Origin of the sequence: Geodermatophilus pulveris, from assembly GCF_900188375.1 — a bacterium.
GTDB lineage: Bacteria > Actinomycetota > Actinomycetes > Mycobacteriales > Geodermatophilaceae > Geodermatophilus > Geodermatophilus pulveris.
In genome coordinates this window covers 376205-397062 of the sequence record NZ_FZOO01000003.1, presented here as the reverse complement: position 1 = coordinate 397062, position 20858 = coordinate 376205, and the positions used below count along the sequence as shown (strand labels likewise).

The window sequence follows — 20858 nt, the reverse complement described above, 5'->3', positions numbered from 1 at the left end:
TCGGCCGGTTCCCGGGCTGGGCGGCCCGGGTCCATCACCCTGTGCGGGTGAACCCGAGCGCCCCCGACGTGTCGCGCCCCCGGGAGGGGACCGCCGCCCCCGGCTCGCGGCCCCGCGCGATCGACACCCTGCTGGCCGACCGCGGGCAGCTCTTCCGCGCCCTGTTCCTCGCCGCGCCGATCCCCAAGGCGCTGGTCGGCCTCGACGGCCACCTGCTCGTCGTCAACGACGCCCTGTGCAGCCTGACCGGCCGCACCCCCGAGGACCTGGTGGGGCGGCACGTCGACCTGCTCGCCCACCCCGACGAGGCCCCGGTGCCCGACCGCACCGACGGCCCGGTGGACCCGTGGCTGGGCGTCGACGGCGAGCGGCGGCTGCGCCGCGCCGACGGCACGGAGCTGTGGGCCACCCAGTCGCACGAGGTCATCCACACCAGCACCGGGGAGCCGCAGTTCGTCGTCCTGTCGCTGGTCGACGGGACCGACCGCCGCCGCGCCGAGGAGGACCTGGTCCGCCGGGCCTTCACCGACCCGCTCACCGGCCTGCCCAACCGGCGGGCCCTGGGCGACCGGCTGGAGCACGCCCTCGCGCTGTCCCGCCGCCGCGGGCTGCAGGTGGGCCTGGTACACCTGGACCTCGACCGGTTCCGGGCGGTCAACGACGTGCTGGGCAACGAGGCCGGCGACGACCTGCTCATCCAGGTCGCCGACCGGCTGCGCCGGAGCACCCGGGCCGAGGACACCGCCGTCCGGCTGGGCGGGGACGAGTTCCTCATCCTGGCCGAGGACGTCGAGGACCTCGACGGGCTGCGGACGATGGCCGACCGGCTGCTGTCGGTGCTCGACGACCCGTTCCTCGTCAGCGAGCGCGAGATCGTGCTGTCGGCCAGCGTGGGGCTGACCCTCGGTTCGGACGTCGCCCCCGACGAGCTGCTGCGGCAGGCGCAGACCGCGCTCACCCGCGCCCAGGTCGACGGCAGCCGCGCCCGCGTCGAGGTGCACGACGGCGGCCTGTCCGACAGCGAGGTGGACCAGCTGCAACTCGAGGCCGACCTGCGGCACGCGCTGGAGTCCGACGAGCTGCGGCTGTTCTACCAACCGATCGTGTCGCTGGCCGACGAGACGCTGCTGGGCTACGAGGCGCTCATCCGCTGGGAGCACCCCACCCGCGGGCTGCTCCCGCCCGGGGCCTTCCTCGCCGCCGCCGAGGACAACCGGCTGACCTCCCGGCTCGGCGCCTGGGTGCTCCGCCAGGCCTGCTTCGACGCCGCCGGCTGGCCGGCCGGCCTGCGGGTGCACGTCAACGTCTCCGCCCGGCACCTGGCCGAGCCCGGCTTCGCCGAGCTGGTCGTCGACGCGCTGGCGGAGTCCGGGCTGGCACCGGAGCGCCTGGAGCTGGAGATCACCGAGTCCACCGCGCTGTTCGCCGCCGACGCCACCCTGCACGCGGTGTCGGAGGTGACCGACGCCGGCGTCACCCTGGCGCTGGACGACTTCGGCACCGGCTACTCGGCGATCACCGCGCTGCACCGGCTGCCCATCCACACCGTCAAGATCGACCGCTCGTTCGTCGCCGACGTGGTCACCGAGCCCTCCACCGCGGCGCTGGTGCAGGGCCTGGTGCAGCTGGGCCTGGGCATGGGCCTGCAGGTCATCGCCGAGGGCATCGAGGACCTCGACCAGGCCGACTGGCTGCGCGAGCACGGCTGCGAGATGGCCCAGGGCTACGCCTTCGGCCGCCCGGCGCCGCTGCCGGCGACCGTGCCGAGCACCGGGGACGTCGACCTGACCGGCACCCTGCCCCCGGGCGAGGTCACCGTGCAGGACGTGCTGGACGGCGAGGCGCTGGCCACCCGCGGGCTCCCCCCGGTGCCGGCCCCGCGGCCGGACCGCCGGCCCGACGGGCAGGGGCGGGCCGACGAGGGCCGCCCGCCGGCCGGCCCGGTCACCGAGGACCTGCGCACGGACCCCTGAGGCTCAGCGGCGCGGCAGCGCGAGCGGCACCGGGCGCTTGGCCGCCCGGCCGTCCCCCGACGAGCGGCCGCGCAGCCGGCGGGCCACCCACGGGGCGACGAAGCCGCGCACCCACGCGGCCTCCTCGGCCAGGGCCGCCCGCAGTGCGCGCGGCGGCTGAGGCGGCAGCGGGGTGCGCCAGTCGTCGTCCACCCGCAGCCCCAGGGCGGTGGCCGCGGCCAGCGCCGTCCGCCGGTGCCCCTCGGGCGTGAGGTGGATGCGGTCGCCGTCCCACATCCGCCAGTCCTGGATCCACCCGGCGCCCCACTGGTCGAGGACGACGGCGCCGTGCCGGCCCGCGATCGACCACAGCGAGGCGTTGAACACCGCCACCCGCCCGCGGGTGCGGCGGATGATCGGCGTCTGCCGCGGGTCCACGCCAGTGGCCAGCAGCACGTCCGCGCCGGCGGCCCGGAAGCGGGCGACGGCGCCCTCCAGGTCGGCGGCCAGCCGGTCGGGGTCGGCGCCGGGGCGCAGCAGGTCGTTGCCGCCGGCGACCAGGCTGACCAGGTCCGGCCCGGCGGCCAGCGCGACCGGCACCTGCTCGTCGAGCACCTGGGTCAGCAGCCGGCCGCGGACGGCCAGGTTGGCGTACTCGACCTCCCCCTCGGTGGCGGCCGCCAGGTGCCCGGCCAGCCGGTCGGCCCAGCCGCGGTACTCCCCCGGGCGCTGCGGGTCGGGGTCGGCCAGCCCCTCGGTGAACGAGTCGCCGAGGGCGACGAAGCGGCGCCAGGAGAGGTGGGTGGGTCCGAGCTGCACGGCCCCACTCCAGCACGCCGCCCGGGCGCCCGGGCGCGCGACCCGGCACAGTGGCCGGGTGCGGACGACGGGCAGCCGGGAGGTCTACCGCAACCCGTGGATCCGGGTGCGGGAGGACGCCGTCGAGCGGGCCGACGGCAGCGCCGGGGTCTACGGCGTGGTGGAGAAGGCGGACTTCGCGCTGGTGCTGCCCGCCGAGCGCGGCGGCTTCTGGCTGGTCGAGCAGTACCGGTACCCGCTGGGCCGGCGCGCGTGGGAGTTCCCGCAGGGCACCTGGACGGCCGGCTCGACCGGGTCCGCGGAGGACCTGGCCCGCGCGGAGCTCGCCGAGGAGACCGGCCTGCGCGCCGGGTCGCTGCGCCACCTCGGCCACCTGGACCTCGCGCCCGGCCTGTCGACGCAGGCGTTCGACGTCTGGCTGGCCACCGACTTGACCCCGGGGCCGACCGCGCGCGAGGCCACCGAGGCCGACATGCGGCAGGCGTTCGTGACCGAGGACGAGCTGCGGGCGATGGTGACCGGCGGCCGGTTCACCGACGGCCCGAGCCTGGCCGCCTACGCGCTGCTGCTGCTGGAGCGGTCGGCGGCGTCCCGGTAGCCCTCCAGCAGCCGCAGCCAGATCTCGCTCATCGTCGGGTAGGCCGGCACGGCGTGCCACAGCCGGGCGATCGGCACCTCGCCGGCGACGGCGACCGTGGCGGCGTGCACCAGCTCGGCGACGGCCGGCCCGACGAAGGTGACCCCGAGCAGCACCTCGCGGTCGGTGTCGACCAGCGCGATCGCCGTCCCGGTGTAGCCGTCGGCGTGCAGCGACGCCCCGGCGACGCCGCCCATGTCGTACTGCACGACCCGGTGGGCCACCCCCGCCCGCTCGGCGGCGGCGCGGGTCAGCCCGACGCTGGCCACCTGCGGGGCGGTGAACACCACCGAGGGGGTGGCCAGCCGGTCGGCGGTGGCCACGAACGGCGACCAGTCGGCCAGCGACACCTGCTCCCCGCGGGCGCGGGCGACGATCGCCGCGCCGGCCTGGCGGGCCTGGTACTTGCCCATGTGCGTGAGCTGCCGGCGGTTGTTGACGTCGCCGACGCCGTAGGCCCAGGGCAGGCCGCGCACCTGCAGCGAGTCGTCGACGTCGAGGTACTCCCCCGGCGGCAGGCCGACGGTGTCCAGCCCGAGGTCGCCGGTGCGCGGCCGGCGCCCGACGGCGACCAGCACCTCGTCGCCGCGCAGCTCCCCGCCGGCGGTGGTGAGGACGACCTCGGTGCCCTCGCGCCGGGCGGCGGTGACCTCGGTGCCCGGCCGGACGTCGACGCCGGCCGCCCGCAGCGCCTCGGCCACGGCCTCGCCCGCCTCGGGCTCCAGGTCCGGCAGGAGCCGGGGGCCGCGCTGCAGCAGGGTGACCTGCGAGCCGAGCGCGGCCCAGGCGGTGGCCATCTCGCAGCCGACGTAGCCGCCGCCGACCACCAGCAGCCGGCCGGGTGCCTCCTTGGCGCTGGTGGCCTCCCGCGGGGTCCACGGGCCGACCTCGCGCAGCCCGTCCGCGGGCGGCACGGCGGCCTCCGAGCCGGTGCACACGGCGACCGCGTGCCGCGCGGTGAGCCGGGTCCCCTGCCCGTCGGTGTCGGTGACGACGACGGTCCGCTCGCCGTCCAGCCGGCCGGTGCCGCGGAGCAGCTCGATGCCGGCGCCGGCCACCCAGCCGGCCTGGGAGGCGTCGTCCCAGCCGTGGGTGAAGGTGTCCCGGCGGGCCAGCGTCGCCGCGACGTCCTGCTCGCCGGTCACCGCCTGGCGGGCGCCGTCGACCGCGCGCGCGGCGGCCAGCGCCTCGGTGCCGCGGAGCAGCGCCTTGCTGGGCATGCACGCCCAGTAGGAGCACTCCCCGCCGACCAGCTCGGCCTCGACCAGGGCGGCGGTCAGCCCGCCCCGGACGACGACGTCGGCCAGGTTCTCGCCGGTCGACCCGCCACCGATGACGACCACGTCGAACTCGCGGGTGTCCACACCCCCATCTCACCAGCAGCGAGGCGGCGCGCACAGCGCCCGGCCCGGTCCCGGCGCCCACCCGAGCCGGCGGCGGGGCCGGAGGCCCTCCTGTGGTCGACTGGCCGCCATGCCGGTCGACCCCGCCACGTTCGCCGCGGCGCTGCGCCAGTACGCCGCCGGGGTGTGCCTGCTGACCGTCCGCGACGACATGGACGACGTCGGCACCACGGTGTCCTCGGTCATGAGCGTCTCCGCGCACCCGCCGCTGGTCGCGGTGGGCCTGTCCGCCGACGGCTACCCGGCCGAGGTGCTCGGGGAGGTCGGCGCCTGCGGCCTGACCGTCCTCGCCGCCGAGCACGCCATCGTGGCCAGCCGGTTCTCCTCCGCCGGCCGGCCCGGCGCCCGCCACCTGCTGGAGTCGGTGCCCTGGCGGCGGGCCGGGGACAGCGGGGCGATCGTCCTGGAGCGGGGGCTGGCCGCGCTGGACTGCCGCCTGCACCGGGCGGTCGAGGCCGGCGACCACGTGCTCGCCCTCCTGGAGGTCACCGACGTCCCGGTGCTGGCCGGCGGCGGCGCCCCGCTGCTGCGGCTGCGCGGCCGGTACGCCGACGCGGGCGGGGGGCCGGCCGGGCGCGGGTGAGGCCGGCCACTCCAGCCGCACCCCTCCCACTCCTGCGGTCCTCCCCCCGCTGGAGCGGTGCTGCAGGACCGCAACAGCGGGAGGACGACCGCAAGAGACCGTCCTGCCAGCGGTGTCCGGACCCCGTCGACCGCCGGGGACACCGGGACGAGGCCGGGGAGCGGGGCGTTGTCACATCCCGGGCCCCGGTGGTGCTCTACCGGTGTGGACCTCGGACGATCCGGCCCCGGCGGGCCCGCCGCCGCCCTGGCGGCCGCGCTGCCGCGGGGCGGGGGCGGCGTGCTGGCCGGCCGGACCAGGCGGGCCGACGGCGCCGCCGGCCGGGCGGTGGCCGTGCGGCCCGACCTGGAGCAGGTGTTCCGCGCCGACTACCGGTGGGTGGTCGCCACGGCCGCCCGCGTGCTGGGGTCGCGGGACGAGGCCGAGGACGTCGCCCAGGAGGTGTTCCTCGCCTTCAGCCGCACGACCGTGCCGGCGGGCGAGGCCCGCGGCTGGCTGTCGGTCGCCGCGGTGCACACCGCCCTGAACGTGCTGCGCTCCGGGCGGCGCCGCGCCACCCGGGAGGCGGCCACCGCGGTCGACGAGCCGGCCGCCGACGTGGCCGACACCGTCGTCGGCCGCGACGAGCACAGCCGGCTGCGGGCACTGCTCGTCCGGCTGCCGCACAAGCAGTCCGCGGCCCTGGTGCTGCGGCACAGCGGCCTGAGCTACGCCGAGATCGCCGAGGCCCTGGACATGGCGCCCGGCAGCGTCGGCACGACCATCCGGCGGGCCGAGTCCGCCCTGCGAGAGGAGTGGGTCCGTCATGCGTCATCCGAGTGAGGGCGTGCTGCGCCGTCTGCTCGACGAGCCGGCCGGGGTCTCCGACGCCGACCGGCGGCACGTCGCCGGCTGCGCCGCGTGCCTGGCCGGACTGGCCGCCGCGCGCGAGGACGCCGCGCTGGCCGGCGCGGCGCTGCGCACCGACCGCGCCGCGGACGCCGACCCGGCGGCCGCCTGGCAGCGGCTGTCCGTCGCGCTGCCCGCCCGGCCCGCGACGCCCGCCGCCACGACGCCCGCCGCCGCACCGGCCCGCCGGCGCGCCGGGTGGCTGCACCGGCCGGCCGCGGCCGTGCTCGCCGCGGTCGTCGTCCTGTCCGGCGCCGGGGTGGCCGCCGCCACGGACTGGCTGCCGATCTTCCGCACCGAGCAGGTCGCCCCGCTGGAGGTCAGCACCGACGACCTTGTCGCGCTGCCCGACCTCACCGCCTACGGCGACGTCGCGGTGACCGGTGACGACGGCCCGCGCCAGGTCGCCGACGCCGCGGCCGCCGAGGCGGAGACCGGCCTGGACGTCCCCGGGGTGGGCGACCTGCCCACCGGCGTGGAGGGCGAGCCGGCGTACGCGGTGGTCGGCGAGCTCAGCGGCGTCTTCACCTTCTCCGCGGAGAAGGCCGCGGCGGCCGCGTCCGCGTCCGGGGAGCCCCTGCCGCCGCTGCCCGCGGGGCTCGACGGCGCCCAGGTGCGGCTGACCGCCGGCCCCGGCGTCGCCGCGGTCTGGACCCAGCCCTCGGGACTGCCCTCGCTGGTCGTCGGCCGGGCGGTCGCCCCGCAGGCGTTCTCCTCCGGCGTCCCGTTCGAGACCGTCCAGGACTACCTGCTGTCCCTGCCCGGCCTGCCCGAGGACCTGGCCGCGCAGCTGCGCGGCTTCACCGCCGACGGGTCCACGCTGCCGATCCCGGTGCCGGCGGACCTGGTGGAGACCTCCGCGGCCGAGGTCGGCGGCCTGCCCGCCACCGTGCTCGAGTCGCGCGACCAGGCCCTGGCCGCCGTCGTGTGGGTGGAGGACGGCGTGGTCACCCTGGTCGGCGGCTCGCTCGGTCCCGACGAGGTGCTGGACGTGGCCGCGGAGCTGCGGTGACCGCGGTCGAGGCCGCGGCCCGGCTGGTCGAGGACCTGCCGCCGGCCCCGGCGCTGTGGTGCGACGGCCTGCGCAAGCGGTACGGGCGGCGCACCGCGGTCGACGGCGTCGCGCTGTCGGTCGGCCGCGGCGAGGTGGTGGGCCTGCTCGGGCCGAACGGCGCCGGCAAGACCACGGTGATCAAGATGCTGCTCGGCCTGGTCCGGCCGGACGCCGGCGAGGTGATGGTGCTGGGCCGCCCGGGCAGCGACCCGGCCGCCCGCGCCCGGGTGGGCTACCTGCCCGAGCTGTTCCGCTACCAGCCGTGGCTGACCCCCGCGGAGGTGCTGCGGCTGCACGTGCGGCTGGCCGGCGCCGACGTCCCGGCCGAGGAGCAGCGCGGCTGCCTGGAGCTGGTCGGGCTGGGCGCCCGCACCGGCGACCGGGTCGGCGGCTTCTCCAAGGGCATGCAGCAGCGGCTGGGCCTGGCCGTGGCGCTGGTCGCCCGCCCCGAGCTGGTGGTGCTGGACGAGCCGACCAGCGCGCTGGACCCGTTGGGCCGGGCCGACGTCCGGGACGTGGTGCTGTCCCTGCGCGAGCGCGGCGTGGCCGTGCTGCTCAACTCCCACCTGATCGGCGAGGTCGAGCGGGTGTGCGACCGGGTGGTCGTCCTGGACCGCGGCCGGGTCGCCGCCTCCGGCACGCTCGCGGAGCTGCTGGGCCAGCGCGAGGTCCGGCTGCACCTGACCGGCCTGGTCCCGGCCGCGGAGGCCCGGCTGGCCGTCGCCGGGCCGGTCGACCGCGAGGGCGGCTGGTACACCGTCGCCCTGCCGGCGGAGGACGACGGGACGACGGTGCCGGACCTGGTGCGCGACCTGGTCGCGCTCGGCGTGCGGGTGCACGCGGTGGAGCCGGCGCGGATCAGCCTGGAGGAGCGCCTGCTGGGCATCCTGCGGGCCGGCTCCGGGCAGGCCCGGCCGTGACCGCCCGCACCGTGCTCGCCATCGCGGGGCTGACCCTGCGCGAGGCCGCCCGGCGCCGGGTGGTGTGGGCGCTGCTGGCCCTGACGGTGGTGCTGCTCGCGCTGAGCGCATGGGGTTTCTCCCGGCTGGTCGGGCTGGACTCCGAGCTGGGCACGCTGACCAGCGGGGAGGCCCGGCTGGTGGCCTCGCTGCTGCTCAACCTGATCATGTTCGGGCTGAGCCTGATCGCGGCGGTCGGCACCGCGTTCCTGGCCGGGCCGACGCTGTCCGGCGAGCTGGAGTCGGGGCAGGCGCTGGTCGTCCTCGCCCGCCCGGTCCGCCGGTCCGCGGTCCTGCTGGGCAAGTGGCTGGGGTTGGCCGCCTTCGGCGGCGGCTACGTCGTCCTGGCCGGCCTCGCGCAGGTCCTGGTGGTCGGCGCCACGGTCGGCTACTGGCCGCCGGCGCCGGTGACCGGGGTGGCCCTGCTCGCCGCGCAGACCGTGGTGCTGCTGACACTGGCGCTGCTGCTGTCCAGCGCGGTCTCCCCCATGGCTTCGGGCATCGTCGCGGTCGGGCTGTTCGGCGCCACCTGGGTCGCCGGCGTGGTGGGCGGCATCGGCGGGGCGCTGGGCAACGAGGGCGTCGAGCGGGTGGGCACCGTGTCGCGGGTGCTGCTGCCCACCGACGGCCTGTGGCGCGGGGCCATGAACGCCTTCCAGGACCCGATCGCGCTGCTGCAGATGGGCCCGGGCGAGGGCGGCTTCCCCTTCCTCAGCGACGGCGCCCTGACCCCGGCCTACCTGGCGTGGGCCGCGGCGTGGGTGGCCATGGTGTGGGGACTGACCGCGCTGTCCTTCTCCCGCCGCGACGTGTAGGCGCCGGCAGCGGCCATTGGCGCGCGGGAGGCCGCCGGCGGGGTGAGCGTGGGCGCGCAGGCCCTGGTCCGCACGGTGGAACAGGGCGCCGGCGCACACGCTGGGCGCGCGGTGGCCGCAGCCACGGCGCTTCGGGGGAGGTGTCCCGGACGGCCGGGGGTTAGCGTCGGGGGCGATGAGCGAGCCGCTGAACCCGCCCACCGAGTCCGCCCTGCGCCGCGCCGTCACCCGCGCCGAGCGCGGCGTCTCCCTGGACCCGGTCGAGGCCGAGACGCTGCTGCACGCCCGCGGCCTGGCCCCCGGCGAGCCGCTGGACCGGCTGCTGACCGCGGCCGGCCGGGTCCGGGACGCGGGGCTGGCCTCGGCCGGCCGGCCCGGGGTGGTCACCTACAGCCGCAAGGTGTTCATCCCGCTGACCCGGCTGTGCCGCGACCGCTGCCACTACTGCACGTTCGTCACCACCCCCGGGCAGCTGCGCCGGGAGGGGCGGGTGCCGTTCCTCTCCCCCGACGAGGTGCTCGACGTGGCCCGTGCCGGGGCCGCGCTGGGCTGCAAGGAGGCGCTGTTCACCCTCGGCGACCGCCCGGAGGACCGCTGGCCGGTGGCCGGCGAGTGGCTGGCCGCGCACGGCTTCGACTCCACCCCGGCCTACCTGCGGGCCATGGCGATCCGCGTGCTGGAGGAGACCGGCCTGCTCCCGCACCTCAACCCCGGGGTGCTGAGCTGGGAGGAGATCCAGCGGCTCAAGCCGGTCGCGGCGTCGATGGGCATGATGCTGGAGACGACGGCCACCCGGCTGTGGTCCGAGCCCGGCGGCCCGCACCACGGCAGCCCGGACAAGGAGCCCGCCGTCCGGCTGCGGGTCCTGGAGGACGCCGGCCGCTCCGCCGTCCCGTTCACCACCGGCGTGCTGCTGGGCATCGGCGAGACGCCGGCCGAGCGGGTGGACGCCGTCGGCGCGATCCGCGCCGCGCACCGGCGGCACGGGCACGTGCAGGAGGTCATCGTCCAGAACTTCCGGGCCAAGCCGCGCACCGCGATGGCCGCCCACGACGACCTGGCGCTGCAGGAGTACGTGGCCGCGGTCGCCGTCACCCGGCTGCTGCTGGGCCCCGCCGCGCGGGTGCAGGCGCCGCCGAACCTGTCCGACGCCACCGAGCTCGCCCTGCTGCTGCGCGCCGGCGTCGACGACTGGGGCGGCGTCTCCCCGCTGACCCCGGACCACGTCAACCCGGAGCGGCCCTGGCCGAACACCGACGAGCTGGCCGCGCTGTCGGCCGAGGCCGGCTACGAGCTGCGCGAGCGGCTGGCCGCCCAGCCGCCGTACGTGCTGGCCCCCGAGCCGTGGCTGGACCCGCGGGTGCGCCCGCACGTCGCGGCGCTGGCCGGCCCGGACGGGCTGGCCGTGGAGGGCCGGGTGCCGGCCGGGCTGCCCTGGCAGGAGCCGGACGCCGCCTTCGGATCCGGGACGTGGACCTCCTCCGGGCGGGTCGACCTGCACGTCGAGGTGGACACCACCGGGCGCACCGGTGACCGGCGCGGCGACTTCGACGCGGTCTACGGCGACTGGGCCGAGCTGCGGTCGCGCACCGAGTCCGCCCGCGACGGGCGGTCGACCGCGCTGACCGCCGGCGACCCGGCGGTGCACGCCGCCCTCCGGCAGGCCGAGGCCGACCCCGCGGGGCTGTCCGACGGCGGGTACCTGGCGCTGCTGGGCGCGGACGGTCCGGACCTCGAGGCGCTGTGCGCGCTGGCCGACGCCGTCCGCCGGGACACCGTCGGCGACGACGTCACCTACGTGGTCAACCGGAACGTCAACTTCACCAACGTCTGCTACACCGGCTGCCGGTTCTGCGCGTTCGCCCAGCGGCGCACCGACGCCGACGCGTACACGCTGTCGCTGGAGGAGGTCGGCGCGCGGGTGGACCGCGCCTGGGCCGCCGGGGCGACCGAGATCTGCATGCAGGGCGGCATCCACCCCGACCTGCCCGGCACCGCCTACCTCGACCTCGCCCGCGAGGTGAAGCGCCGCGCGCCGGACATCCACCTGCACGCCTTCTCCCCCATGGAGGTCGTCAACGGTGCGGCCCGCACCGGGCTGTCGTTCGCCGACTTCCTCACCGCGGCCAGGGAGGCCGGGCTGGACTCGGTGCCCGGGACGGCGGCGGAGATCCTCGACGACGACGTCCGCTGGGTGCTGACCAAGGGCAAGCTGCCGACCGCCACCTGGCTGGAGATCGTCACCACGGCGCACCGGGTGGGCCTGCCGACGACGTCGACGATGATGTACGGCCACGTCGACACCCCCGCCCACTGGGTGGCCCACCTGCGCACGCTGGCCCGGGTGCAGGACGAGACCGGCGGGTTCACCGAGTTCGTGCTCCTGCCGTTCGTGCACCACAGCTCGCCGATCTACCTGGCCGGCGTCGCCCGCCCCGGGCCGACGGTGCGGGAGAACCGCGCCGTGCACGCCGTCGCCCGGCTGCTGCTGCACGGGCGCATCGACCACGTGCAGACCTCGTGGGTGAAGCTCGGGGACGTCGGCACGCAGGTGGTGCTGCGCGGCGGGGCCGACGACCTCGGCGGCACGCTGATGGAGGAGACGATCAGCCGGATGGCCGGCAGCGGCCACGGGTCGCTGAAGACCATCGCGCAGCTGGAGTCCATGGCCGCCGCGATCGGCCGCCCGGCCCGGCAGCGGACGACGGGGTACGGCACGCCCCCGGCCGAGCGGATCGCCACGGCGCGGTCCGCGGAGGGCCGCCGCGCGCTGGACCTGTCGATCACCCCGGGCTGAGCAACTCTCCCGCACCGCACCGGACCAGCGAAGACGCCTTGTCGCCGGGGGACACCCAGGCTAGCGTCCGCCCATCGCTGGCCGCGCCACCGCGCCTCCAGCCCCGGTCGACACTCCTCGAGGAGACCCCGTGGCAGTCCAGCTCTCCGACATCACCACCCGCACCGGCAACCCGCTGGAGCCGCTGAGCGCGGAGGAGGTCCGGCGGGCGTCGGAGATCCTGCGCGAGCAGCGCGGGCTCGACAGCCGGGTCCGGTTCGTCTCCGTCGCCCTGCACGAACCCCCCAAGGACGAGGTCCTCGCCCACGACCGCGACGGCGGCCCGGCACCGGAGCGCGCCGCCTTCGCCGTCCTCTACGACCGCGGCCACCAGCAGACCGTCGAGGCCGTCGTCTCGCTGACGAGTGCCACCGTGACGTCCTGGCGGGTCGTCGAGGGCGTGCAGCCCAGCGTGATGCTGGAGGAGTTCTTCAGCACCGAGGAGATCACCCGGGCCGACCCGCGGTGGCAGGAGGCCATGCGCAGGCGCGGGGTCACCGACTTCTCGCTGGCGATGATCGACCCCTGGGCCGCCGGCCACGACCTCGAGGACCCCACCGGCCGCCGGCTGATCCGCCCGCTGACCTTCGTGCGCTCCCGCGAGGACGACAACGGCTACGCCCGGCCGGTCGAGGGCCTCGTCGTGCTGGTCGACCTCGACCGCATGGAGGTCATCGACGTCCGCGACCACGGCGTCGTCCCGCTGCCCCCGAAGGCCGGCAACTACGCGCCGGAGCTGATGTTCGACGACGACAACCGCCCGGCGCACACCGGGCTGCGCGACGACGTCCGGCCGATCGAGATCACCCAGCCCGAGGGGCCGAGCTTCACCGTCGACGGCCACGCGGTCAGCTGGCAGAAGTGGCGGCTGCGGGTCGGCTACTCCCCCCGCGAGGGCCTGGTGCTGCATCAGGTCGGCTACGAGGACCGCGGCCGGCTGCGGCCGGTGGTCTACCGGGCCTCGCTGTCGGAGATGTACATCCCCTACGCCGACCCGGCCCCGACCCACCGGATCAAGAACGTCTTCGACGAGGGCGAGTACGGGGTGGGGCTGCTGCTCAACCCGCTGACCCTCGGCTGCGACTGCCTCGGCGAGATCCACTACTTCGACGTCGTGGCCAACGACCAGGACGGCCAGCCGGTGACCATCCCCAACGCCATCTGCATGCACGAGGAGGACTACGGCGTCGGCTGGAAGCACACCGACTTCCGGACCGAGAAGGTCGAGGTCCGCCGCTCCCGCCGGCTGGTGGTCTCCTGCTTCGCCACCGTGGGCAACTACGAGTACGGGTTCTTCTGGTACCTCTACACCGACGGCTCGATCCAGTACGAGGTCAAGCTCACCGGCGTCATCTCCACCGGCGCCGTCCCGGAGGGCGTGGAGCCGCGCTTCGGCACCCTCGTGGCGCCCGGCCTGTACGGCCCGCACCACCAGCACTTCTTCAACGTGCGGCTGGACATGCAGGTCGACGGCGAGCGGAACACCGTCTACGAGGTCGACGCCGCCGCACTCCCACCCGGCCCCGACAACCCGTACGGCAACGCCTGGGTCACGCAGAAGACCCCGCTCACCCGGGAGTCGGAGGCGCGGCGGCTGATCGACCCGTTCGTGGCCCGCACCTGGTACGTCGTCAACCCCGGCCAGGTCAACGAGCTGGGCCAGCCGGTGGGCTACAAGATCATGCCCGGGGAGAACGTGCTGCCGCTGCAGCAGGAGGGCTCCCAGGCGTACGCCCGCGCCCAGTTCGCCTACAAGCACCTGTGGGTGACCCGGTACGACCCGGCCGAGCGGTACGCGGCCGGCGACTACCCCAACCAGCACGGCTCGCCCGGCGGGCTGCTGCAGTACCAGGAGGCCGACCGGCCGCTGGAGGATGAGGACGTCGTCGTCTGGTACTCCTTCGGCGCCCACCACGTCGTCCGCCCGGAGGACTGGCCGGTCATGCCGGTCAGCTACGCCGGCTTCTCGCTCAAGCCGGTCGGGTTCTTCGACGGCAACCCCGCCCTCGACATGCCCCGGTCCGCGCCGGCGTGCCACACCGGCAACGGGCACGGGGACGGCAACGGGCACGGGCCGGCCGGACGGTGAGCACGGGCGAGGAGGCGGCCGCTCCGGCCCACCCCGACCGCGGGCTGGCGCACGGCTCGATGACACAGGTGGAGGTGCTGTCCCAGTCGGTGGCCGGCATCGCCCCCAGCGCGGTCATGGCCACCGGCCCGGCGCTCATCGTGCTGTTCGCCGGCCAGGGCGCGTGGCTGTCCTACGTGGCCGCCACGGTCGTCGTCGTCCTGGTCGGGTTGTGCGTGGCGCAGTTCGGGCGGCGGTTCGCCTCCTCCGGCTCGCTGTACAGCTACGTCGCCCGCGGGCTGGGCCCGACGGGCGCCTTCGCGGCCGGCTGGAGCCTGGTCATCGGCTACCTCTGCATCGCGATGCTGGGCGTGACCCTCATCGGCCCGTACCTGGGCAGCTTCCTCGACTCGATCGGCCTGCCGGCGACCTCCAACACCGCGTACATCGTCATCACCGCCCTCACCACGGTGGCCGCCGCGGCCTTCGCCATCGCGGGCATCAGGATCTCCACCCGCGTCGGGCTGGTCCTGGAGGTCGTCTCGGTGGCCGCCGTCCTCCTGGTGCTCGTCGTCGTGGTGGTCCGCGGCGGCGACGGCGCGGCCCCGTCTCAGTTCGACCTGTCCGGGACCAGCTTCGACGGTGTGACGTACGGGATCGTGCTGGCCGTCCTCGGCTTCGTCGGCTTCGAGAGCGCCGCCAGCCTGGGCGCCGAGGCGCGCGACCCGCACCGCACCATCCCCCGGGCGGTCGTCGGCAGCGCCGTGCTGGTCGGGCTGCTGTACGTCTTCGCGACCTACGCCTCCGTGCTGGGCTTCGGCGGGACGGAGGGCCTGAGCGGCAGCGCAGCCCCGGTCAGCGAACTGGCCGCGCAGAACGGCCTGGGCGGGGTCACCTGGCTGGTCGACCTCGGCGTCACCGCGTCGTTCTTCGCGGTCGCGATCGCGAGCATCAACGCCGCCTCGCGGGTGCTCTACACGATGGGCGAGGAGGACGTCCTGCCCCGGCCGCTGGGCCGCGCCCACCCCCGGTACAAGACACCGCACGTGGCGATCGGCGTCATCGCGCCGGTCATCGGCCTGGTGCCGATCGTTCTGATGGTGCCCGGCCGGGGGCCGCTGGAGGTCTACGCCTACGTCGGCACCGTCGGGACGTTCGGCTACATGGTGGCCTACCTGCTGATGGCGGCGGCCCTGCCGTTCTTCCTCCGCCGGCGGGGCGAGGCCAACCCCCTCTCGACCGTCCTCGCCGTGGTCGTCGTGGCCGCCCTGCTGTACGTGTTCTACAAGAACGTCGTCCCGAGCCCGGCGTGGCCGCTGAACCTGCTGCCCTGGATCTACCTCGCCACCCTCGCCCTGGGCATGGCCTGGTACCTGGCCGTCCGCGTGCGCCGGCCGGAGGTGGCCCGGGAGGTCGGCAGCACCGAGGAGGAGCCCGTCCCGCCGGTGCGGTCCTGACCGCTCGCCGGCGCCCGTCCGGTCAGCCGGCCCGGCGCGCCAGCTCCACGACCGCGCCGACCAGCTCCGGGCCGTCGAGCAGCACCGGGTCGTTGTGGTCGGCACCGGGCACCTCCACCACCCGGTGCAGCCCGGCAGCCGCGTCGGCCACGGCGCGGCTCTGCCCGGGGGGCACGATCGAGTCGGCGCCGCCGTACACCACCGTCGTCGGGGCCTCGACCGAGGCGACCCGCTCCGCGACCGGGTAGCGGTCGCGCAGCAGCGCCCCGACCGGCAGGAACGGGTAGTGCTCGCGGCCGACCGCGGCCAGGTCGACGAACGGCGAGCGCAGCACCAGCCCGGCCGGGGGGTGCTCGGTCGCGAGCTCGGCGACCACCCCGGCGCCCAGGCTCTCGCCGAGGTACAGCAGCCGGCCGGCCGGCACGCCCGCCTCCTCCAGGAGGTACCCGCGGGCGGCCCGGACGTCCAGCGCCAGGCCGGCCTCGCCCGGCGTCCCGGGGTTGCCGCCGTACCCGCGGTAGTCGAACAGCAGCACCGCCAGGCCCTCGTCGTGCAGGGCCGCGGCGAGGGGCGCCCGCAGGCCGCGGTGCCCCCCGTTGCCGTTCGCCACCAGGACGGCGGGCGCCTCGGGACCGGCCCCCGGGACGAACCAGGCGCCCAGCCGGAGGCCGTCCCCGGTGCGCAGCACGACGTCGCGCGCCCCCGGGAGGACGGACGCCGCGGGCGGCACCGGGCCGGCGTCGGGCAGGTACACCAGGTGGCGCTGCAGGGCCCACGCCGCCCCGACCAGGCCCGCGTACAGGACGACGACGACCCCGGCGACCGCCGCCACCGTGCGCACCACCCCCACCGCGGAGCCGGTCAGCGGCGGGTGCGCCGCAGCGGCGGGAGCGTCCAGGCCCCGCCCAGCCAGGCGTCGAGGTCGGGCTCCAGCGGGGACAGCCCGGCGCCGGGGTAGGGGGTGAGCTCGCCGAACCACAGCTCGCCGCCGACGTCGTAGAAGTCGACGCGCATCATGTCGAAGGGCCCGGCCAGCGCGGTGGCGGCCGCGATCAGGTCGTCCAGGCGCTCGGGCGGGGCGGCGTCCGGGCCGGGCCGGCGGCCCAGCGTCCAGGGCAGCGGCGCCCACTGCGGCGACCAGAGCCGAACGCCGTGGTCGCCGTCCCGGCCGGTGTGCCGCTCGACCAGCCGGGGCGCCCCGCCGACGACCAGCACCTTGAGGTCGGCCGGCACCGTGCCCGGGTCGCCGACGTGCTCCTCCACCAGCAGGCACGGACGCGCCCGCCGGTAGGCCCACTCCCCGCTGCGGCGCCAGTACTGCTCGCCGACCCAGCCGGCGGTGCGCCGGCGCAGCTCGGCCACGTCGGCGGGTCCGCGGCCGAACAGCCGTCGGATGCACGAGTGGTTGGGCTTGAGCACCCACGCGCCGGGCAGGCCGACGTCGGCCAGCTCGCCGACGTCGGTGCCCGACCACAGCGTCTCCGGGACGCGGACCAGGCCGGGCGCCAGCGCGCGGGCGTGCTCCTTCATCGCCAGCTTGTCGCAGGTGGGCGCCAGCAGCTCGCGCCGGTCGAGGGTGATCCGCCAGTTGAGCTTCTCGGAGAAGGTGCGCGGCCGCCGCAGCGGCGGGAGGTGCCCGGTGGCCTGCCGGTAGCGCACGGTGCGGAGCAGCGGGGGCGGCAGGACGCCGGTCAGCGGGGCGGGCACCGCCCGACCCCACCAGCCGGGACGGCGCCCGGCAAGCGCGGGTCCACCGCGTGCGCCGGCGGCGGACGGGGGTAGCCCCTCTGCGGGAGGTGGCGGTCGTGCGGACGGCGGGAGCCTGGGTCCTGGTGGCGGCCCTCGGGCTGACCTCCTGCACCGCGGCCGTCGAGGGCACCGCCTCCCCGGGCGGGCCGCCCGACCTCGCGGCGGCGCTGTCCGTGCCGGTGCCCGGGGCCCGGCCGGTCCGGCCACCGCCGCCGCCCGCGCTGCTGTGCACCACGGCGCCGGGCACGCCGGCGCCGCGGGTGGACCCCGCCCTCGGCGAGCCGGTCGCCGCGGGACACGCCGCCGAGGACGCGACCGTGCACGTCTACGCCTGGGCGACGTCGGTCCCGATGGTCGCCGAGGCGGTGCTGGGGCAGGCACGGGCGGAGGCGCCGGACTGCGCGTCGGCGGCGCCCGGCCCGCCCGCCCGGTCGGTGGCGGACTGGTCGGGGTCGGGGTGGACCGGCGTCACGATCCGCAGCGGGTCGGCCGGCGAGACCCGCCTGGTGCACGCCGGGGAGGTGGTCGTGCTCGTCGTCGCGACGGGGAGCGAGCCGTCCGTGGTCGACGACCTGCTGGCCGCGGTCGGCCAGCGGCTCGGCTGAGCGCCGGCGGTCAGGTCAGCGCGGCCCGCAGGACGTGCACCGCCCGGTCGAGCACCGCGCGCAGGACCCGCAGCTCGCCCGCCGTCCACCGCGGCCGGAGGACGTCCAGGTCGGACACGTACGGCAGGTCCGCCGCCACGAGCTCGCGGGGGCAGCGGTCGGCCACCCGGCCGCGGTCGCCGTCCGGCCCCCACCGGACCGAGACGGCGCGCCCGTCGAGCCGCAGGTGACCACCTGCCCGGGCCGGCAGCACCAGGTCGTCGACGGGGGCAGCCACCGCACCATCGTGCCCGGATCGCGTCGGTGGCCGGCCCTACGGTGACGGCCATGCCGCAGCAGGTGACCCCCTTCCTCATGTTCACGGGCGACGCGGAGCCGGCGGTGGAGCTGTACACGTCGCTGTTCGACGACGCGCGCCTCCTCACCCTCGATCGGTTCGGGCCGGACGCCGCGGGCGCGGAGGGGACGGTGCAGCAGGCCACCTTCTCGATCGCCGGGCAGGTGTTCCGCTGCTTCGACAGCCCCCCGGTGCACGACTTCGGCTTCACGCCGTCGTTCTCCATCTGGGTCGAGACGGCCTCGGAGGAGGAGCTCGACCGGGCCTTCGCGGGCCTGGCCGACGGCGGCACGGTGCTGATGCCGCTGGACGCCTACGACTTCAGCCGCCGCTTCGGCTGGGTGCAGGACCGCTTCGGCGTCTCCTGGCAGCTCACCCTGACCTGAGCCGCGGGCACCCGTGAGCACCCCGCCGCTGGGCTGACCGTGGTCACCGCGCGTCCGACCGCCCGGCCCGGGTAGGAGGGGACCGTGCGAGCCATCGTCTACACCGAGAACGGCGACCCCGACGTCCTGCAGCTGGTCGACCGCCCGACCCCCGAGCCCGGCCCGGGCGAGGTGCGGGTGCGGCTGGCGTACTCCGGCGTGAACCCGACCGACTGGAAGAGCCGGCGCACCGCCGAGCCGCCCGCCGGTGGCCAGGTGCCCGACCAGGACGGCTCGGGCACCGTCGACGCCGTCGGCGAGGGCGTCGACCCGGTGCTGGTCGGCGAGCGGGTGTGGATCTGGGAGGCCGCCTGGCAGCGCCCGCACGGGACGGCGGCGGAGTACGCCGTCGTCCCCGCGCGGCAGGTCGTCCTGCTCGGGGCCGGGCCGTCGTTCGAGCTCGGCGCGGCGCTGGGCATCCCGTTCCTCACCGCGCACCGCTGCCTGACCGTCGCCGAGTCGCTGCCCGACCGGCTCGGCCCGGGCGCGCTGACCGGGCACACCGTGCTGGTGCAAGGCGGGGCCGGCGCGGTGGGCAACGCGGCCGTCCAGCTGGCCCGCTGGGCCGACGCCACCGTCGTCGCCACGGTGAGCAGCCCGCGCAAGGCGCAGCTGGCGGCCGCGGCCGGGGCGTCGCACGTCGTCGACTACCGCCGCCAGGACGTCGTCGCCGAGGTGCGCAAGATCGCCCCGGACGGCGTCGACGCGATCGTCGAGGTCTCCGCCGCGACCAACGCCGCCGTCGACGCCCAGCTCGTGGCCCGGCACGGCGCGGTCGCGATGTACGCCGACGACGGCGGCGCGGAGGTCACCCTGCCGGTGCGCGCGCAGATGGTGCAGAACGCGCGCTGGCAGTTCGTGCTCGTCTACACCGAGCCGGAGCGGGCCAAGGCGATCGGCGTGGAGGACGTCAACGCCGCGGTGCTCGACGGCGCGGTGCGCGTCGGCGAGGACGCCGGCCTGCCGCTGCACGTCTTCCCGCTGGCCGAGACCGCGCGGGCGCACCGCGCGGTCGAGGAGGGTGCCGTCGGCAAGGTGCTGGTCGACGTCACGAGCTGAGAGCGGACCGAGCTGACAGGATCGCCCGGTGCCCCACGTCCTCGTCGCCCCGGACAAGTTCAAGGGATCGCTGACCGCGACGGAGGTGGCCGAGGCCGTCGCCCGCGGCCTGACCGCCGCGCGCCCGGACGTCGAGGTGGTCCGGCTGCCCGTCGCCGACGGCGGGGACGGCACCCTGGCCGCCGCCCTGGCCGCCGGGTACGACGAGGTGCCGGTCACCGCGACCGGGCCCACCGGCGAGCCGGTGGCGACGGCCTACGCGCGGCTCGGGGACGTCGCCGTCGTCGAGATGGCCGACGTCTCCGGACTGGGCCGGCTGCCCGGCGGCCGGCCCCAGCCGCGCACCGCCACCAGCCGCGGCACCGGTGAGCTGGTCGCCGCCGCGCTGGCCGCCGGCGCCCGCCGGGTGGTCCTCGGCATCGGCGGCAGCGCCACCACCGACGGGGGCGCCGGGCTGCTGGAGGCCCTCGGCGGGCGGCTGCTCGACGCCGACGGCGCCCCCATCGGCCCGGGTGGCGCCGGGTTGGAGAGGCTGGCCCGGGTGGACGTCGGCGGGGTCGCCGCGGCGCTGGACGGGGCGGAGGTGGTCGTCGCCTGCGACGTGGACAACCCGCTGACCGGCCCCGCGGGCGCCGCCGCGGTCTACGGCCCGCAGAAGGGCGCCGACCCCGACGACGTCACCTACCTCGACGGCTGCCTGACCCGGCTGGCCGACGCGGTGGCGGCGGCCACCGGTCGCGACCTGCGCGACGAGCCGGGTGCCGGCGCCGCGGGCGGGGTGGGGTTCGCCGCGCTCGCCGTCCTCGGGGCGCAGCTGCGGCCGGGCATCGACCTGCTGCTGGACCTGCTCGGCTTCGACCGGCTGGTGGCCGGCGCCGACCTGGTGGTCGTCGGTGAGGGGTCGCTGGACGGGCAGAGCCTGCGCGGCAAGGCGCCGGTCGGCGTCGCGCGGCGGGCCCGGGCGGCCGGCGTCCCCGCGGTGGTCGCCGTCTGCGGGCGCCGCGACCTGGCCGACGAGCCGCTGCGGGCGGCCGGCATCGACGCCGCGCACGCGCTCACCGACCTCGAGCCGGACCCCGAGCGCTGCATGGCCGAGGCCGCCTCGCTGCTCGAGCGGCTGGCGGAGCAGATCGCCGTCGACCGACTCGTCGACGGGACAGCGGGCACCTGACCTCGTCGGCTGCCGGCGCCCCGACCCGGCGAGATCGGCGA

The 20858-nt window shown here is 76.9% G+C and carries 19 protein-coding genes; 14 read left to right on the top strand and 5 right to left on the bottom strand.

Annotated features, from left to right (window positions below):
* Positions 1–47 precede the first annotated feature (47 nt).
* Positions 48–1973, top strand: coding sequence for a putative bifunctional diguanylate cyclase/phosphodiesterase (locus CHB98_RS08620; protein ID WP_245821020.1), 1926 nt, complete (start codon positions 48–50; stop codon positions 1971–1973).
* Between the two features lie 3 nt (positions 1974–1976).
* On the opposite strand, the gene CHB98_RS08615 is transcribed toward CHB98_RS08620, so the two are convergent.
* Complete coding sequence (locus tag CHB98_RS08615) at positions 1977–2771, bottom strand: SGNH/GDSL hydrolase family protein (RefSeq protein ID WP_089305161.1); 795 nt, start codon at positions 2769–2771, stop codon at positions 1977–1979.
* A gap of 58 nt (positions 2772–2829) precedes the next feature.
* Between CHB98_RS08615 and CHB98_RS08610 the strand changes: the two genes are divergently transcribed.
* Complete coding sequence (locus CHB98_RS08610; protein ID WP_089305160.1) at positions 2830–3369, top strand: NUDIX domain-containing protein; 540 nt, start codon at positions 2830–2832, stop codon at positions 3367–3369.
* On the opposite strand, the gene CHB98_RS08605 is transcribed toward CHB98_RS08610, so the two are convergent.
* Positions 3327–4772 carry a dihydrolipoyl dehydrogenase family protein gene (locus CHB98_RS08605; RefSeq protein ID WP_218822296.1) on the bottom strand — a complete coding sequence of 482 codons (1446 nt, stop codon included), beginning with the start codon at positions 4770–4772 and terminating at the stop codon, positions 3327–3329. The two genes, CHB98_RS08610 and CHB98_RS08605, sit on opposite strands and share 43 nt — an antisense overlap.
* Positions 4773–4881: 109 nt before the next feature.
* Between CHB98_RS08605 and CHB98_RS08600 the strand changes: the two genes are divergently transcribed.
* The 8 genes from CHB98_RS08600 to CHB98_RS08565 all read left to right on the top strand — a co-directional run bounded on the left by CHB98_RS08600 (position 4882) and on the right by CHB98_RS08565 (position 15471).
* Positions 4882–5394, top strand: a complete 513-nt coding sequence (locus CHB98_RS08600) for a flavin reductase family protein (protein WP_089305159.1) — start codon at positions 4882–4884, stop codon at positions 5392–5394.
* A gap of 204 nt (positions 5395–5598) precedes the next feature.
* Complete coding sequence (locus CHB98_RS08595) at positions 5599–6216, top strand: sigma-70 family RNA polymerase sigma factor (RefSeq protein ID WP_245821019.1); 618 nt, start codon at positions 5599–5601, stop codon at positions 6214–6216.
* Positions 6200–7294, top strand: coding sequence for a hypothetical protein (locus tag CHB98_RS08590; protein WP_089305158.1), 1095 nt, complete (start codon positions 6200–6202; stop codon positions 7292–7294). The genes CHB98_RS08595 and CHB98_RS08590 overlap by 17 nt, the downstream gene beginning before the upstream one ends.
* On the top strand, positions 7291–8256 hold the full coding sequence (locus CHB98_RS08585; RefSeq protein ID WP_089305157.1) for an ABC transporter ATP-binding protein: 966 nt from the start codon (positions 7291–7293) through the stop codon (positions 8254–8256). The genes CHB98_RS08590 and CHB98_RS08585 overlap by 4 nt, the downstream gene beginning before the upstream one ends.
* Positions 8253–9110, top strand: a complete 858-nt coding sequence (locus tag CHB98_RS08580) for an ABC transporter permease subunit (protein ID WP_089305156.1) — start codon at positions 8253–8255, stop codon at positions 9108–9110. The genes CHB98_RS08585 and CHB98_RS08580 overlap by 4 nt, the downstream gene beginning before the upstream one ends.
* Positions 9111–9285: 175 nt before the next feature.
* Positions 9286–11907 (top strand): bifunctional FO biosynthesis protein CofGH, encoded by a 2622-nt coding sequence (locus CHB98_RS08575; protein ID WP_089305155.1) that lies wholly within the window; start codon positions 9286–9288, stop codon positions 11905–11907.
* Positions 11908–12037: 130 nt separating this feature from the next.
* Complete coding sequence (locus tag CHB98_RS08570; RefSeq protein WP_089305154.1) at positions 12038–14035, top strand: primary-amine oxidase; 1998 nt, start codon at positions 12038–12040, stop codon at positions 14033–14035.
* Complete coding sequence (locus CHB98_RS08565; RefSeq protein ID WP_245821018.1) at positions 14032–15471, top strand: APC family permease; 1440 nt, start codon at positions 14032–14034, stop codon at positions 15469–15471. Before CHB98_RS08570 ends, CHB98_RS08565 begins: the two co-directional genes overlap by 4 nt.
* Positions 15472–15493: 22 nt before the next feature.
* Here the strand turns inward: CHB98_RS08565 and CHB98_RS08560 are convergent, their stop codons facing one another.
* Positions 15494–16312, bottom strand: a complete 819-nt coding sequence (locus tag CHB98_RS08560; RefSeq protein ID WP_089305295.1) for an alpha/beta hydrolase — start codon at positions 16310–16312, stop codon at positions 15494–15496.
* 20 nt (positions 16313–16332) lie between these two features.
* On the bottom strand, positions 16333–17178 hold the full coding sequence (locus CHB98_RS08555; protein ID WP_179224328.1) for an ATP-grasp fold amidoligase family protein: 846 nt from the start codon (positions 17176–17178) through the stop codon (positions 16333–16335).
* Positions 17179–17276: 98 nt separating this feature from the next.
* On the opposite strand from CHB98_RS08555, the gene CHB98_RS21555 reads away from it, so the two are divergent.
* Positions 17277–17825 (top strand): hypothetical protein, encoded by a 549-nt coding sequence (locus CHB98_RS21555; RefSeq protein ID WP_179224326.1) that lies wholly within the window; start codon positions 17277–17279, stop codon positions 17823–17825.
* A gap of 10 nt (positions 17826–17835) precedes the next feature.
* Here the strand turns inward: CHB98_RS21555 and CHB98_RS08545 are convergent, their stop codons facing one another.
* The gene (locus CHB98_RS08545; protein ID WP_089305151.1) at positions 17836–18102 is read right to left on the bottom strand and encodes a hypothetical protein; all 267 of its coding nucleotides are present in this window, start codon (positions 18100–18102) and stop codon (positions 17836–17838) included.
* 50 nt (positions 18103–18152) lie between these two features.
* Between CHB98_RS08545 and CHB98_RS08540 the strand changes: the two genes are divergently transcribed.
* The 3 genes from CHB98_RS08540 to CHB98_RS08530 all read left to right on the top strand — a co-directional run bounded on the left by CHB98_RS08540 (position 18153) and on the right by CHB98_RS08530 (position 20817).
* Positions 18153–18548 carry a VOC family protein gene (locus tag CHB98_RS08540; protein WP_089305294.1) on the top strand — a complete coding sequence of 132 codons (396 nt, stop codon included), beginning with the start codon at positions 18153–18155 and terminating at the stop codon, positions 18546–18548.
* A gap of 84 nt (positions 18549–18632) precedes the next feature.
* On the top strand, positions 18633–19646 hold the full coding sequence (locus tag CHB98_RS08535) for an NADPH:quinone reductase (protein WP_089305150.1): 1014 nt from the start codon (positions 18633–18635) through the stop codon (positions 19644–19646).
* Positions 19647–19674: 28 nt separating this feature from the next.
* Positions 19675–20817, top strand: a complete 1143-nt coding sequence (locus CHB98_RS08530) for a glycerate kinase (protein ID WP_089305149.1) — start codon at positions 19675–19677, stop codon at positions 20815–20817.
* Positions 20818–20858 lie beyond the last annotated feature (41 nt).

Excerpts from the sequence above, each read along its gene's own strand:
- CHB98_RS08600 (WP_089305159.1), top strand. The coding sequence starts at position 4,882 with ATGCCGGTCGACCCCGCCACGTTCGCCGCGGCGCTGCGCCAGTACGCC.
- CHB98_RS08590 (WP_089305158.1), top strand. The coding sequence starts at position 6,200 with ATGCGTCATCCGAGTGAGGGCGTGCTGCGCCGTCTGCTCGACGAGCCG.
- CHB98_RS08575 (WP_089305155.1), top strand. The coding sequence starts at position 9,286 with ATGAGCGAGCCGCTGAACCCGCCCACCGAGTCCGCCCTGCGCCGCGCC.
- CHB98_RS08540 (WP_089305294.1), top strand. The coding sequence starts at position 18,153 with ATGCCGCAGCAGGTGACCCCCTTCCTCATGTTCACGGGCGACGCGGAG.